Source organism: Actinomyces johnsonii (genome assembly GCF_006546835.1).
GTDB lineage: Bacteria > Actinomycetota > Actinomycetes > Actinomycetales > Actinomycetaceae > Actinomyces > Actinomyces johnsonii.
Genome location: NZ_VICB01000024.1, coordinates 38326 through 52855, shown reverse-complemented (window position 1 = coordinate 52855; position 14530 = coordinate 38326). Strand labels below are relative to the sequence as shown.

The 14530-nt window shown below is 67.2% G+C and carries 10 protein-coding genes; 2 read left to right on the top strand and 8 right to left on the bottom strand.

Annotated elements, in window-relative coordinates; genetic code table 11:
• Window positions 1-230: 230 nt before the first annotated feature.
• Window positions 231-1460: a MalY/PatB family protein gene (locus FK256_RS13095; protein WP_141425043.1), complete on the top strand. Its 1230-nt coding sequence runs from the start codon at window positions 231-233 to the stop codon at window positions 1458-1460.
• 36 nt (window positions 1461-1496) lie between these two features.
• Here FK256_RS13095 and FK256_RS13090 read toward each other — a convergent pair whose 3' ends face one another.
• The 6 genes from FK256_RS13090 to FK256_RS13065 form a co-directional block, all read right to left on the bottom strand.
• Entirely contained in the window at window positions 1497-2321 is an 825-nt protein-coding gene (locus tag FK256_RS13090) for a fumarylacetoacetate hydrolase family protein (RefSeq protein WP_141425042.1), read from the bottom strand.
• A gap of 24 nt (window positions 2322-2345) precedes the next feature.
• Window positions 2346-3941: an alanine/glycine:cation symporter family protein gene (locus FK256_RS13085; RefSeq protein WP_141425041.1), complete on the bottom strand. Its 1596-nt coding sequence runs from the start codon at window positions 3939-3941 to the stop codon at window positions 2346-2348.
• 170 nt (window positions 3942-4111) lie between these two features.
• A complete protein-coding gene (locus FK256_RS13080; RefSeq protein ID WP_141425040.1) occupies window positions 4112-5587 on the bottom strand; it encodes an alanine/glycine:cation symporter family protein in 1476 nt (491 codons plus the stop codon).
• Window positions 5588-5592: 5 nt separating this feature from the next.
• Entirely contained in the window at window positions 5593-7047 is a 1455-nt protein-coding gene (locus tag FK256_RS13075; protein WP_021609051.1) for an alanine/glycine:cation symporter family protein, read from the bottom strand.
• Window positions 7044-8588 carry an alanine/glycine:cation symporter family protein gene (locus FK256_RS13070; protein ID WP_009233689.1) on the bottom strand — a complete coding sequence of 515 codons (1545 nt, stop codon included), beginning with the start codon at window positions 8586-8588 and terminating at the stop codon, window positions 7044-7046. Before FK256_RS13070 ends, FK256_RS13075 begins: the two co-directional genes overlap by 4 nt.
• A gap of 126 nt (window positions 8589-8714) precedes the next feature.
• Entirely contained in the window at window positions 8715-10502 is a 1788-nt protein-coding gene (locus FK256_RS13065; RefSeq protein ID WP_141425039.1) for an oleate hydratase, read from the bottom strand.
• 150 nt (window positions 10503-10652) lie between these two features.
• Between FK256_RS13065 and FK256_RS13060 the strand changes: the two genes are divergently transcribed.
• Window positions 10653-13343, top strand: a complete 2691-nt coding sequence (locus FK256_RS13060) for a DEAD/DEAH box helicase (protein WP_141425038.1) — start codon at window positions 10653-10655, stop codon at window positions 13341-13343.
• Here FK256_RS13060 and FK256_RS13055 read toward each other — a convergent pair.
• Window positions 13340-13975: a GyrI-like domain-containing protein gene (locus tag FK256_RS13055; protein ID WP_141425037.1), complete on the bottom strand. Its 636-nt coding sequence runs from the start codon at window positions 13973-13975 to the stop codon at window positions 13340-13342. The two genes, FK256_RS13060 and FK256_RS13055, sit on opposite strands and share 4 nt — an antisense overlap.
• Window positions 13965-14483 (bottom strand): PadR family transcriptional regulator, encoded by a 519-nt coding sequence (locus FK256_RS13050; protein ID WP_141425036.1) that lies wholly within the window; start codon window positions 14481-14483, stop codon window positions 13965-13967. The genes FK256_RS13055 and FK256_RS13050 overlap by 11 nt, the downstream gene beginning before the upstream one ends.
• Window positions 14484-14530 lie beyond the last annotated feature (47 nt).

The window sequence follows — 14530 nt, the reverse complement described above, 5'->3', positions numbered from 1 at the left end:
CATCCACCACCAGACCCCACCCTTCAAACCCGCGCAGGATGGCTCGGCCTCCGCCAAGGACTTCCCCGGCAATCCCATTGGGACCAAGAGACCGGAACGGACCTGTACCGGTAAGGACGGCAAGGACTATCGGGCGACTCGAAGAGCGACCGCGGCACCGGCCCTCAGCTGTGCGCCGGGACGGCCATCCACAGCGGACCGTTCCGGGAGGCTCCCGTAGAATCCCGCCCATGGTTGTCTCCTCGGCCGACGGTCCCGACTCTCTGACCCGGGTCTTCGACTCCCTGACTCCGCAGCAGATGCGCGAGCGGGGATCGCTTAAATGGTCCCAGTATCCCGGCGATGTCATCGGGGCGTGGGTCGCCGAGATGGACCTAGGGACAGCTCCCGCGGTCGAGAGGGCCATTTTCGGGGCGGTGCGCGACGGCCTGCTGGGTTACATGCCTCCCTCGGTCTCCCAGGCGGTCCGCGAGGAGACGGCCCGCTACCAGCATGAGACCTTCGGCTGGCGGGTGGAGGCCGAGCAGGTGAGTCTGCTGCCCGATGTGCTCTCGTCACTGAGCGCGGTCATCGCCTCTCACACTCGTGAGGACTCGCCTGTCATCGTCCCCACCCCGGCTTACATGCCCTTCCTCGAGATTCCCGGCCACAACGGTCGCGCCTGCATCGAGGTTCCCTCTCCGAGGCGGCGTTCCCAGAACGGTTTGCCGCACTGGGAACTGGACCTTGACGGCATCGAGTCCGCCATGGCCGCGGGGGCCGGACTGCTCGTCCTATGCAACCCGTGGAACCCGGTGGGGCAGGTGCTCAGCGCCACCCAGCTCGACGCCGTCGCAGCATTGTCATCCTCCTACGGGGTTGCGGTCTTCGCCGATGAGATCCACGCTCCCCTGGTGCTCGACGACGGACTGGTTCATATCCCCTACGCCTCCCGTCCGGGCGCAGACCCGGATCTGACGTTCACGGCGACGGCCGCGTCCAAGGGGTGGAACATCCCGGGCCTGAAGTGTGCGCAGCTCATCGCCTCCGGCCGGGCCCGCGCGCAGTGGCAGAGCGATGCGCGCAGTGCCCACCTCGAGGCCAAGGCCTCCGTCGTCGGCGCTCTGGCCACCGTTGCGGCGCTGCGCGACGGGCGGGACTGGTTAGGCGAGGTATGCGCCTACATCCGCGCCAACCGCGACATGGCGGGCGAGGCCCTGGCCGGCATCGAGGGGATGGAGCTGACCCTCCCACAGGCGACCTATTTGTCCTGGCTGGACTGCCGGGGCTTGGGCCTGGAGCAGCCAGCGCGCTTCTTCCGCAAGGAGGCCGGAGTCGCGATGAGCGAGGGCGCGACCTTCGGGAAGGCGTGGTCGGGGTTCTGCCGACTCAACCTGGCCACGGGCCGGCACATCGCGCAGGAGGCGATGCACCGCATCAGCGACGCGGTCCGCCGCCTGCCACGTACCGTCCCCTCCTGATCCCGAGGATTCCCCTTCGCGGCCGACGCCGTCGGCTCAGCGTCGCACTACCGGGTTGGAGAACGAGCCGATTCCCTCGACCTCGACCTCGACGCGCTGACCGGCCCGGATCTCGCCGACCCCCGCCGACGTGCCGGTGAGGATGACGTCACCGGGCAGGAGGGTGAAGATCGTCGAGATGTAGGAGACCAGCTCGGGGACCGCGCGGATCATGTCCGCCGTGCGCCCCTCCTGGACGAGACGACCGTCGACCCGAGCACGTACTACGGCATCGTCGGGAGAGAAGACGGGTGCGCGGCCGGGCTCGGGAACCTCGATCCAGGGCCCCAGGGGGCAGGAGGTGTCAAAGGCCTTGGCCCGCACCCACTGCGGCTCGGCGCGCTGGCGGTCGCGGGCCGAGACATCGTTGGCGACCGTGTAACCCAAGATGACGTCGTCGACGTGGTCGGCGGGGACGTCCTTGGCGAGGGTCTTGATGACAACGGCCAGTTCGGCCTCGTAGTGGACCTCGTCGCTCCAAGCAGGAAGGACGATCGGGGCATCCGGACCGATGACGGAGGTGTTGGGCTTGAGGAAGACGACCGGGGCCCGAGGCGGCTCGGCCTCCCCCATCTCGGCGATGTGGTCCGCGTAGTTCTTCCCGATGCCCACGACCTTGGAGCGGGGGATGACCGGGGACAGGAGGCGGGCGTCGCGCAGCTCGACGACCTCTCCGGTAGCCTCGGGCAGGGAGTAGAGGGGGTCGCCTCTGAGGACCAGAAGGTGCCCCTCGGACTCGCCCGAGGCGACCTCGTCGTCAGGCAGGCCCTGGACGATTCCGTAGCGGGGCTCGTCGCCGGTGGAGAATCGTGCGATCTTCATGGGTGCCAGCCTAGCCCGTCGAGATCAGTCGCCCGACGCCTCCTCCAGCGCGGCGCGACGCTCCAGGATGGCGGCGTGGGCGGGACCGTCGACGGCCCAGATCTCCCCAGGGAGATCGCCGGGCAGGTAGGGGTTGTCAGTGGCGATGAAGCGGATCTCCTCCTTCTGCCCGGCCTGGACGGCTCGGCGCTGCACCTCCCAGTCGCGCAGGGCTCCGAAGGCCCAGCCTCCCAGCGCGAGGATGGAGACCATGTTGATAACGGTCATCGCGCCCATGACCAGATCGGAGAGGTTCCACACGAAGGTGAGGGTGGACAAGGAGCCGACGGCGGTGGCCACGATGATCATGGCCCGCAGGGCGTAGTGCTTGTGCTGCCTGCCCTGGAGGAAGTCCATGTTGACCTGGGCGTAGGTGTAGTTGCCCAGGAGCGAGGAGTAGGCGAAGACGAAGATGATGATGGCCATGAGGTACTGCGCCCAGCCGCCGAGCACGTGGGTGACGGAGGCGGAGGTCAGGGTGTTGGCGGCAGCGTTCGCGGTGCCCGGATCGGCTTTGGCGGCCATCGGATCGTAGACGCCGGAGAGCAAGACGATGAGGGCGGTGACGGTGCACACCACGATCGTGTCGACGAAGACACCCAGGGACTGCACGAATCCCTGCTGCACGGGGTGGGGGACGGTCGCCGTGGCGGCGATGTTGGGGACCGATCCCTCACCGGCCTCGTTGGAGAACAGGCCTCGCTTGACCCCGTTGAGCGCGGCGGCGAAGAGTCCGCCGGCGGTGCCGGCGAAGGCCTGATTGAGTCCGAAGGCCCCCTCGAAGATGGAGACGATGGCTCTCGGGATCGCGCCGACGTGCAGCACCAGGATAGTCAGGGCGATGAGGGCGTAGACCACTGTCATGATCGGTACGAGCCACTCGGAGACGGCGGCCACCGACTTGATGCCCTTGAAGATGATCGGCGTGGTGATGACGACCAGGCCGACGGCGGTCATCCACGGCTCGATATGGAAGGTGCTCTTCATGGTGGCCGCGATGGTGTTGGCCTGAGTCGCCTCGTAGGCGAAGCCGAAGACAAAGGTGATGACCACGGCGAAGACCCGAGCGGCCGTCTTGGATCCCAGGCCGCGCTGGATGTAGTAGGCGGGGCCTCCGCGGAAGGAGCCGTCGGGATGGGTGACCTTGTACATCTGGGCCAAAGTGGCCTCGATGAATCCAGTCGCCATACCCACCAGGGCCACGATCCACATCCAGAAGATCGCGCCGGGGCCGCCCATGGTGATAGCGATGGCCACGCCCACGATGTTACCGGTACCGACCCGGGAGGCCAGGCCGACGGCGAAGGCCTGGAAGGAGGAGATACCTCCCTCGTTGCTACCTCGGGAGGAGGTGATGGCCCGCACCATGTGGGGGAAAAGTCGGAACTGCACCGCACCAGTTCGTACCGTGAAGTAGAGGCCTCCCAGAACAAGGAGCCAGGCGAGCAGGTAGAGGAACAAGTAGCCGGAGGCCTTGTCCAGAATGTCCGCACCAGCGGTGAAGAAGGACTCCAGAGAGTCGATCCAGCCGTTGCCTCCGCTGGATGCGGCACTGTTCAGGGGAGCCAGAACCGGTTGCACGTGAGAACCTCCATGGAGTGGGATGACGATGCAGGTAAGGCGGGCGATAGGCGCAGTCAGTGCGGCGACGCGCTTCATTGCCCGATCAGCCCCTCTTGTGAGGGGACGGATGGTGCACCGTAGTCCCGAAGGCTACGGACACAGTGTTTCGATTCGGTGACGCCTTTGGTCTACCGACTGACCGGACTCTCCCATGCTCCTGCCGGCAAGGCGGCCGGCAGGTGCTCGGAGTCTCCCCGGAAGACGGCCCGTTCCTCATTCGGCGTCGAGGAGCCTCGCAGCGCCTCCCAATCCTTCAGGGCGCCAGCGACCCATCGACTCAACGCCACGAGTGCGATGAGGTTGATAATGGCGCCGGCGCCCAAGAGCACATCCGCCAAGGTCCACACGGTGGTCAGCTGTTGCACGCTTCCCACCCCGGCGCAGACGACGGCGCCGATCTGGAGGGCTCGGGATACCCAGGGGCGGTCGGTGAGGTAATCCAGGCAGACCTGGGCGTAAGAGAAGGCCCCGATGATGGTGGTGTAGGCCAGCACCACGACGAGCAGGGCCATGGGCCAACGGCTCCACTCCCCCACGAGGTGAGCGATGGCGTCCTGGGTGAGGGTGCCCGCGGTCTCCTTGGCCGTCGTCCCGGGCCGGAAGACGCCGGCTCCGGCGACCAGGATCGCCAGCGCCGTCGCCGTGCACACGAACAGAGTGTCCACCACGACCCCGAAGGCCTGGATGAATCCCTGCTGGACCGGGTGCCTCACGGTGGCCGAGCCCGCGGCGCAGGCGGCGCCTCCCAACCCCGCCTCATTGGAGAACAGGCCGCGGCGCACGCCGTTGAGCAGCGCCGCCGTCACTCCCCCGGCCAAGCCACCCAATCCCTGGCGCATGCCGAAGGCGCCCTCGATGATGGAGCGCAGCGCCTCCCAGGCTTGAACCGGGTGGGTGACAAGGATGGCCAGGACCAGCACCAGGTAGGCCAGCGCCATGAGCGGGGCCAGGTACTCGGCCACCCGGGCCATGGCGCGCAGGCCCCCGAGGAGAACCGGAGCGGTGAGGGCCACGACGAGGACGGCCCCCAGACTCGGCGACAGGCCACCGGCGCCCTGCAGGGAGGCGGTGATGGCGTTGGCCTGCACCATGGGCATGACCAGGCCGTTGGCGATGAGGAAGAGGACGGCGAACACCGCGCCCAGAATCGGCAGCCGCAGTCCGCGGGAGATGTAGTAGGCGGGACCGCCGCGGAAGGTGTCGTCCGAACGGCGCACCTTGAACAGCTGGGCGAGCGTCGCCTCGCTGAAGGCGGTAGCGGTCCCCAGGATCGCCACGAGCCACATCCACAGCACGGCACCGGGCCCGCCCATGATGAGCGCCAGGGCGACTCCGACGATATTGCCGGTTCCCACCCGGCAGGCAAGTCCGACGGCGAAGGCCTGGAAGGAGGTGATCCCGCCGTGGCGCCCGTCGCGGGAGCCCGCCACCGAGGCCGCAATGGCTCCGGTGTGCCGCAGCTGGACGCCCCGGGTTCTGATGGTGAAGAAGATGCCGGCTCCCACCAGCAGCCACATGAGGACCCAGGAGTAGAGCAGGTCGGAGACAGTGGCCAGAGCGGAGTCGAGCTGGTCCAGCCACGAGGCGTGTGCCAATGCAGTCATCGTGATCAACCCCGCTTCGCCACGTCGTCGGGCTCCCAGACCCCGGGAACCACGTCTCCGGGCAGGAGGGAGTTGCCGTGACCGACGAAGGTCGGCTCGGTAAGGCCCTGGGCGCGCTGGTTCTCGAAGTCCCGCAGCGCCCCGTTGACCCAGGGTGCCAGACGGATGATGACGACGAGGTTGAGCACGCCCAGGAGCCCCAGGGCGATGTCGGACAGGGCCCACACGACGGGCAGGGTCAGGACGGTGCCACCGAAGGCCGCAGCGGTCAGGAGGATCCCGAAGACCTGCTCGGCCCGGCGCTCTCCGCCCAGGAAGTTGACGTTGACCTGCGCGTAGGAGTAGCAGCCTAGAACCGTGGAGAAGACCAGGACGAAGATGAGCACCACCATGGGCCAGGTGGTCCAGGACCCCAGATGCTCGACGACGGCCTGCTGGGTGAGGATCGCTCCCTCCAAGGAATCGTCCCCGGGACGGTAGGTGTCGGTGGTCAACAGGATGAGCAGGCCGGTGGCTGTGCACACGAGGATCGTGTCGACGAACACGCCGAAGGACTGGATGAGTCCCTGGCGCACAGGATGGGCGACGGTGGCGGTACCGGCGGCGTTGGGGACGGTTCCAAGACCGGCCTCGTTGGAGAACAAGCCACGGCGCACGCCGTTGAGCAGTGCCGCGAGGACTCCTCCGGCGGTGCCGAAGAAGGCCTGATCGAGACCGAAGGCCCCAATGAGGATGCTGCAGAAGACATCGTAGAGCCGGCTCACGTTGAGGAGGATGACCACCACCGCCATGAGCACGTAGGCCAGTGCCATGATCGGGGCCAACCACTCCGCGACACGGGCCACGAGGCGCACCCCGCCCAGGACCACGGGAGCGGTCAGCAGGACGAGGAAGACTCCGACCATCCAGCCCGAAAGGCTGGGGACGGTGGCCGTCATAACCTGGGCAAGTGAGTTCGTCTGCACCATGACCACGGTGACACCCACCGAGACAATGCACAGGGCGGCGAAGACCTTGCCCCACAGGGCCGATCCCAGACCGTTCTTGATGTAGTAGGCGGGGCCTCCACGGAAGGTGAAGTCTCGTCCTCGCTCTTTGAAGATCTGTGCGAGTGTGGACTCCACGAAGCTGGTGGCCATGCCGATGAGGGCGACGACCCACATCCAGAACAGGGCGCCGGGGCCACCGGCCACGACGGCCAGGGCGACTCCGGCGATGTTGCCGATGCCGACTCGGGCGGCCAGCCCCACGGCGAAGGCCTGGAAGGAGGAGATGCCTCCGTGCGCACCCGAGCGCGACCCGGATAGTGAGTTGACCATGGTGCCGAAGTGGCGCAGCTGCACCCCGAAGGTGCGCATTGTCAGGTAGATGCCGGCCAGGATGAGAAGAGCGGCGAGGAGGTAGGTGTAGAAGAAGTCGTCAACGGAGTTGAGCAGGTTCTCGATACTGGTGAGGTTCATGCGTCGGCTCCTGTCGAGGCGGCCGGCTGACTGCTGGCCGGGGTGGCTGCGGGAACGTCGGCGGCGGTTCCGTCCGCCTCGGCCAGGCTGGCTCTCTCACCGGTCCAGACGTCGCCGGGCAGGTCCCCGGGAAGGTGCGGGTTACCGATGCCGTTGAACAGGGGGGCGGTTCGTCCCGCCGCGCGCTGGGCGTCCCAGTCCCTGAGGGCTCCCACGCCCCAGCGGGCGAGCCAGATGAGGGCCACCAGGTTGGTCAGTGTCATGACGGCCATGGTGATGTCGACGGTGTTCCACACGACGGTCAGGGTGGCCAGCGCGCCCAGGCCGGTGGAGGCCACCGAGACCAGTCGGGGCAGCCATCGCCATGCGGGCCGCTCGGAGATGAAGGTCATGGAGACCTCGGAATAGGTGGCCGCTGCGATGATGGAGGAGAAGGCCAGGACGAAGATGACGATGGTCATGGGCACGGCGGTCCAGCCGCCGAGGGTGGCGGCGACGGCGTCGGAGGTCAAGGTTCCCGCGGCGTCGGGTGTCAGAGTGCCGGCCTCGACGAGGGCGGGGCTGTAGACGCCGGAGACCAGGATGATGAAGGCGGTTGCGGTGCACACGATGATGGTGTCAACGAACACGCCGAGGGACTGAATGAGCCCCTGCTGGACCGGGTGAGCGACGGTCGCGGTGGCGGCCGCGAAGGGCGCGGTACCCTGTCCGGCCTCATTGGAGAACAGGCCGCGGCGGGTTCCGTTGGTCAGGGCTGCGATAATGCCTCCGGTCACCCCTCCGGCGAAGGGGTAGGGGCCGAAGGCCGAGCCCACGATGGTGGCCAGGATGCCTGGGAGCCGGCTGATGTGGAGGCCGACGATGATGATGGCCATGACCACGTAGACCAGGGCCATGATCGGCGCCATCCACTCGGTGACGCGGGCGACCCGGCGCACCCCTCCGAGGATGACGAGGGCGGCCAGCCCCACCAGGACCGCGGCGGCGACGCTCGGGGGCAGGTTGAGCGGAGACCCCGGGCCGATGACACCGGCGACGGCGTTGGACTGGACCATGATGATGGAGAAGCCGCAGGTGAAGATCGTCAGCCCCGCGAAGACGACGCCCAGGGCCCGGCTGCGCATCCCCCTGGCCATGTAGTAGGCGGGGCCGCCGCGGAAGGAGCCGTCGGTGTGGCGGACCTTGAACATCTGGGCCAGGGTCGCCTCGAAGAAGGCGGTGGCCATGCCGACCAAGGCCACGATCCACATCCAGAAGATCGCACCAGGGCCGCCCAAGATGAGGGCCGCGGCCACGCCGAAGACGTTGCCGATACCCACGCGGGCGGCCAAGGAGATCGTGAAGGCTTGGAAGGAGGAGATGCCTCCCTGTGCACCGGAACGCGATCCGGCCACCTGGTGGAGCATGTCCGGCAGACGGCGCAGCTGGACGGCGCCGGTACGGATGGTCAGCAGGATCCCGGTACCGACAAGCACCCACATGGTGATGTGGAGCGTGATCCAGTCCGAGACCGCCTCAAGCTGAGCGGCGAGGGCTTCCATGGGAGATTCGGCCTTTCACGGTGTCGCAGCAGGAGGGGACGGCCCGCATGCTCTCACGAATCATCCCCTTCGTCATAGCGAATCCCTCGACCGTCGTCTTGCTGAGCCGCCCTCTGCTCGGCCCGGTCAGGGAAGGATATCCTCGTAATACGTGCCTCGCAGGAAGCGGTTCAGAACCTTCTCGCCGGGGAGCTTGCCATCGTTCATCGTTTTCGCAGCCGCCAGCAGCGCACGGACGTCGTACTGGGCAGGCCAGATCGGGGGAACGTCTCGGTCGAGGTCGAGCAGCCCGTAGACGGCCATCATCGCCGTGCGCGCCGATCCCTCGGTTGTGAAGACGCAGTCATCGGGCGTCTCAACAAACTGCCCGAGAAGGCCGAGATTGACGCAGCCATCCGGAATCACCTCAGGCCTGTCCCCGGCGCGTCGAGGCATGAAGAAGGAGGTGATGTAGGGCATCGTCGCCAGGCGAACCTTGGTGCGCTTTTTGATCTCCTCGAACTGACCGATAAGGCCGAAGTGGTAGCAGTATTCCTTCAGGACCTCCTCACCAGTGCACTCGATCATCGGCTTGCGCACACAGTTCCCCAGGGCGTGTGGATAGAGACCATAGGCCCAGGCCACGCCCCAGTCCTTCGGCTGAGCCCGGAACTGGGGCTGACGATTCATGGTCAGAGACAGGCACCAGCCTGAGTCCTCCGCGGTGATGATACCGCCGGTAACCGTGCGGCCCGACAGAGGGTCATTGCCGGTGAGCTCATAGATCTTCTTCAAGAAGGGATGGTCGGCCCCGATGAAGTTGAAAGAGGCGGATTCCCACACGGTCTTGTGGGGATCGGAGCAGAACACGTCAGGGCGGCCGAAGACCGCTGATTTCTTCGCAAGGTTGCGCCACAGTGTCCAGGCTCCTCCGGGCTGGTCAGTGAGGAAGGGAGGGACGGTGTCCATGTCGCCGTAGCCGGTAGACTCGGTACACGAACCGATGGTGGCCAGGACAAGGTCCTTTTCGGCGACGTCGATAGTTCCCTCCTGTCCATCAGCACGATGGAAACGAATACCGGTTACCACCTTGCGCCCGGAGGTGATGACCATCTTCAGGTCGTCGACACAGGTGTCGTACTGAAAGACCACGCCCTTGTCCTTCAGCCAACGGGTCAACGGCAGGATGAAGGACTCGAACTGGTTGTAGCGGGAGAAGCGCAAACAGGACAGATCGGAGAACCCGGGGAAGTACTGAAGGAAGCGGTGCATGTACCGCTTCATCTCGGTGAGGGACTCGTACTGCTGGAAGGCGAACATCGTCTTGAACAGCGTGTAGAAGTTCGAGGCGAGGAAATCGGAGTCGAACCAGTCCTCGATGGTTTTTCCGTAGGTCACTTCCTCCTTGGCCATCAGAAGCTTGATGACTGCGTGCTTCCCCTTCTTGTTCAGCCCCATCTTGTAGGTGTCCCGACAATGCCCACGGCGGTGGATCACCCGGCAGGGATCGATGTTGGGATCGTTCTCGTTAACAGTGCGGAACTCGTCAAGGACGGTGTAGGGCTCGGGCATCTCCAGCGCCGGGATCTCACGCATGATGTCCCAGAAGCACTCGAAGTGCTGGCCCATCTCCCTGCCCCCACGAGCAATGAAGCCCTTGTCGGTGTCCCCGGCGCCGTCAAATGAGCCGCCGGGGACGGCGAGCTGTTCCAGGACGGTGATGTTGCACCCCGGCATACGCCCATCGCGGATGAGGAAGGCCGCGGCCAGCAGAGCGCCGATGCCCGAACCCACGAGGTAGGCCCTGCGTTCGGCGATATCGGCCGGCGGCACGGGGTGGTTCTGGGTGTAGAGGCCAAGATTGTTGTGGACGAACGGGTTCCCGTCTGGTGAGACGGGGTAGGTCCGCTGGTAGGTGCGCTCGGTTCTTGTCATGGTCTCCTCCTGGGAGCAGCCGGATGTCATGTGTCGACGTGTCCGTGAACGCCAGCGCGGCGACGGTCGGCAGGTACGGGCACTCACACTGTAGGCCTGCCTCCTGGTTCTCGACCCGCCGCCGCAGCGCCTCCGTGAGACCATGTCGCCATGACGGCCCCCGCACTGAACGCGATGCTCGACGCCCTCATCCCGGCTGACGATCCCGAGCGCGTCCCCGAGCCCGAGGAGGTCTACCTGGCCTTCTCCCAGTGGGCGGAGACGACCGGCCGCCCCCTCTACCCGCACCAGGATGAGGCCCTGTCAGAGATCCTTCAGGACCGCCACGTCATTGCCGCCACCCCGACCGGTTCAGGCAAGTCGATGATCGCGCTGGCCGCCCATACCGCATCTCTGGCCCGCGGGGGCCGCTCCTACTACACGGCCCCCCTCAAGGCCCTGGTCAGTGAGAAGTTCTTTGAGCTGGTGCGCCTGTTCGGGGCGGACAACGTGGGCATGGTCACCGGGGACACCTCCATCAACGCCGCCGCCCCGATCATCTGCTGCACCGCGGAGATCCTGGCCAACCAGTCCCTGCGCGAGGGCGAGGACATGGATGTGGACTGCGTCGTCATGGACGAGTTCCACTACTACGCCGACCCTCAGCGCGGCTGGGCCTGGCAGGTGCCCCTCCTGGAGCTGCCCCAGGCGCAGATGGTGCTGCTGTCGGCCACGCTGGGCGACGTCTCCTTCTTCGTGCGGGACCTGCGCGAGCGCACGGGTCGCGAGGTGGCCGTCGTCGACGACGCCGTGAGGCCGGTTCCCCTGGAGATGGAGTACGTCGTCGAGCCGATCGGCGAGCTCCTTCAGCGCCTGGTGGGTCAGGACAAGGCTCCGGTCTACGTCGTCCACTTCTCCCAGAAGGAGGCGGTCGAGCGCGCCACCTCCCTGCTGAGCGTGGACCTGGTGTCCAAGTCCCGCAAGGCGGATGTGGCGCGGGCTCTGGGCGACTTCCGCTTCGGCGGCGGTTTCGGAGCCACGCTCTCGCGGCTGCTGCGCGCCGGTATCGGCGTGCACCACGCGGGCATGCTGCCGCGCTACCGGCGGCTGGTGGAGCGCCTGGCCCGCGAGGGCCTGCTGTCCGTCATCTGCGGCACGGACACGCTCGGGGTGGGGATCAATGTACCGATCCGCTCGGTGGTCATGACCTCGCTGGTGAAGTTCGACGGCTCCAAGGAGCGTCACCTCACCGCTCGTGAGTTCCACCAGATCGCCGGGCGGGCGGGTCGTGCCGGTTTCGACACCCGCGGCTACGTCATCGTCCAGGCCCCTGAGCACGTCATCGAGAACGCCAAGGCACTGGCCAAGGCCGGCGACGACGAGCGCAAGCGCCGCAAGATCGTGCGCAAGAAGGCCCCCGAGGGGCGCGTCAACTGGACGGACAAGACCTTCGAGCGACTGCGCGACGCGGCCCCGGAGACACTGACCAGCCAGTTCCAGGTCACCACCACGATGGTGCTGAACCTCATGGAGCGCGCCGGCGACCCGGTGGCGGCGATGGCGGGCCTCCTGGAGCGCGCGCACGAGCCCGAGGGCCAGCGGCGCCGGCACGTGCGCCGCGCCTTGGAGATCTACCTGTCCCTGCGCACGGCGGGCGTTGTCACGCACGTCTCCAGCGCCGAAGCCGCCGCCGACGGGCGCCCCCGGTTGCGCCTGGCCGTGGACCTGCCGGCCGACTTCGCCCTCAACCAGCCCCTGGCGCCCTTCGCCCTGGCGGCCATGGACCTGCTGAACGTGGAGGCCCCGGAGCACACGGTCGATGTCGTCAGCATCGTCGAAGCGACCCTGGACGACCCGCGCCCGCTGCTCTACGCCCAGCAGCGCGCCGCCCGAGGGGAGGCGATCGCCGCGATGAAGGCCGAGGGGATGGACTACGAGGAGCGCATGGCCGCTCTGGAGGAGGTGACTTGGCCCCAGCCCCTGGCCGAGCTGCTCACTCCCGCCCTGGAGATGTACAAGCAGGCCAACCCATGGATCGCCGAGCACGAGCTGGCGCCCAAGTCGGTGGTGCGCGAGATGGTGGAGAACGCAATGACCTTCTCCGACCTCATCTCCCGCTACGAGCTGGGGCGCAGCGAGGGCGTGGTGCTGCGCTACCTCACCGACGCCTACCGGGCACTGCGCCAGGTCGTGCCCGAGGAGCACCGCACGCCCGAGGTCGTCGAGCTCATCGATTGGCTGGGGGCCCTCGTGCGCGCCGTCGACTCCTCCCTGCTCGATGAGTGGGAGGCGCTCGGCCAGGCCCAGACGGGCAAGGCGGGCGAAGTCGCCGGCCTGCTGGAGGGAGACCGTCCCGGTTCGGACGACTCGACCGGGGTGGAGCGGGCCTTCGGCGCGGGCGAGGACGGGACGGTGGCCTTCACCCGCAACCGTCACGCCTTCCGGGTCGCGGTACGACGGGAGATGTTCCGGCGCGTGGAGCTCATGGCGCGCGACGACGTCGAGGCCCTGGGGCGCCTGGACGCCTCCTCCGGCTGGGGCGAGGACCGCTGGGACGAGGCGCTGGGGCGCTACTGGGACGAGTACGACTGGATCGGCACGGACACCTCGGCCCGGGCGATCTCGCTGGCACCGCTCGACGAGGCCCCCGATGAGACGGCTCTGGCCGCCGCCGGGGTCAGTGAGCGCCTGCGCGAGGCCCTGGCGACCTCCGGCAGGCAGGTGTGGCTGGCCACGCAGGTCCTGGAGGACCCCGACGGCGACCATGACTGGCGGCTGACCGCGCTAGTGGACCTGGCCGAGTGCGACCGGGACGAGCGCGCGGTCGTCCACCTGCTGTCCGTGGGCCCGCAGCAGGGCTAGCCCGCCTCCTCGGCGGCGGTTTCGGACCTGACCGGCTGACGCAGGACGGTCTTCATCTTCTCCGGCGCCACGCGCCTGGGGTCGCTGAGGTAGATCTCGTGGTGCGGGCCGTTCCAGGTGAGCCCGAGTCTCGGCATGACCTCGTCGTGCAGGCGCGCCAGAGTGGGGGCCTCATCGTCGTAGGTGCCCACGTGGAGGATCTGCAGCGACCTGCCCTCGGCAAACCGGAGTTCTCGGAGCTCACCGATCGGCAATTCGGGCTTCTTGCGCGAGGCCTGATAAAGGCCCTCGTCGACGTCCTGCGACAAGACCGCGTCAGGCAGCGGGATCATCATGGTCCAGTCCCATTCTCCCTTGTCGCGGGCGACGAAGGCGGAGTTGTCGGCGCTCGTCCACAACCCCTCGAGGGGCCCGACAACGAAGTCGTCACCGGTGCGCTTCTTGAGGGCGGAGCGGATCGCGTAGGCGCCCGCGTACAGTGCTTGGATCGCGGCGGCGTAGGCGGGCGAGGTGTTGGGGTCGCCGTGGCCGTCGATGGCCAGGTAGGTCATGGCCGGTACGTCCACCTCCGTGAAGTCGGCCGCTGCCGGCTGATATAGGTCCTTGCGGTCTTTCTTGATGTCAGTCCTCATCACTGTCTGCTTTCTTCAGAAGGGTGCGGGTCCAGGTGAGATCCGCTTCCTGACGCAGGATCTCGTAGTCGAAGATGGCCAGAGCGTGCTCCTCATCGACCTGAGAGCGCAGCCCGCGCAGCTCATCGAGCCTCTCGAGGAGTGCCTCGGCACGCTGGGCGAGGGCGGCCACGAGCTCGGGTTCATCGAGCCGGGCATAGGCATTGAGCGCCGGGAGCACACCGGCGGTGGGTGGAGCCGGGGCGAGAACACGCTCATCGGCAGCCTTGCTCAGCTCACTGTGCCCGGTGCCGGTCACACGGAAGACGGTGCGGCGCCCCGTGGACCCCTCGTCGGGCTCGACGAGCCCCCGTTCCGCCAGGCGTTTGAGGACGAAGTAGACGGATGAGAAGGCCAAGGAGGTCCACTGACGGTAACCGCGCTGCTCGATGACCCGGTCGAGGTCGTAGCCATGGCGCGGCTGCTCGGCAAGGAGCGAGAGGACAACGATGTCGGCGTTGGAGAGCATGCCGTTACTCTAGCACTAGAGTAACGGCATGCAAGACAGCCGCCGAG

Coding starts and splice junctions, on each gene's coding strand:
- FK256_RS13050 (WP_141425036.1), bottom strand. CDS start 14,483: ATGCTCTCCAACGCCGACATCGTTGTCCTCTCGCTCCTTGCCGAGCAG.
- FK256_RS13055 (WP_141425037.1), bottom strand. CDS start 13,975: ATGAGGACTGACATCAAGAAAGACCGCAAGGACCTATATCAGCCGGCA.
- FK256_RS13065 (WP_141425039.1), bottom strand. CDS start 10,502: ATGACAAGAACCGAGCGCACCTACCAGCGGACCTACCCCGTCTCACCA.
- FK256_RS13095 (WP_141425043.1), top strand. CDS start 231: ATGGTTGTCTCCTCGGCCGACGGTCCCGACTCTCTGACCCGGGTCTTC.
- FK256_RS13080 (WP_141425040.1), bottom strand. CDS start 5,587: ATGACTGCATTGGCACACGCCTCGTGGCTGGACCAGCTCGACTCCGCT.
- FK256_RS13060 (WP_141425038.1), top strand. CDS start 10,653: ATGACGGCCCCCGCACTGAACGCGATGCTCGACGCCCTCATCCCGGCT.
- FK256_RS13090 (WP_141425042.1), bottom strand. CDS start 2,321: ATGAAGATCGCACGATTCTCCACCGGCGACGAGCCCCGCTACGGAATC.
- FK256_RS13070 (WP_009233689.1), bottom strand. CDS start 8,588: ATGGAAGCCCTCGCCGCTCAGCTTGAGGCGGTCTCGGACTGGATCACG.
- FK256_RS13075 (WP_021609051.1), bottom strand. CDS start 7,047: ATGAACCTCACCAGTATCGAGAACCTGCTCAACTCCGTTGACGACTTC.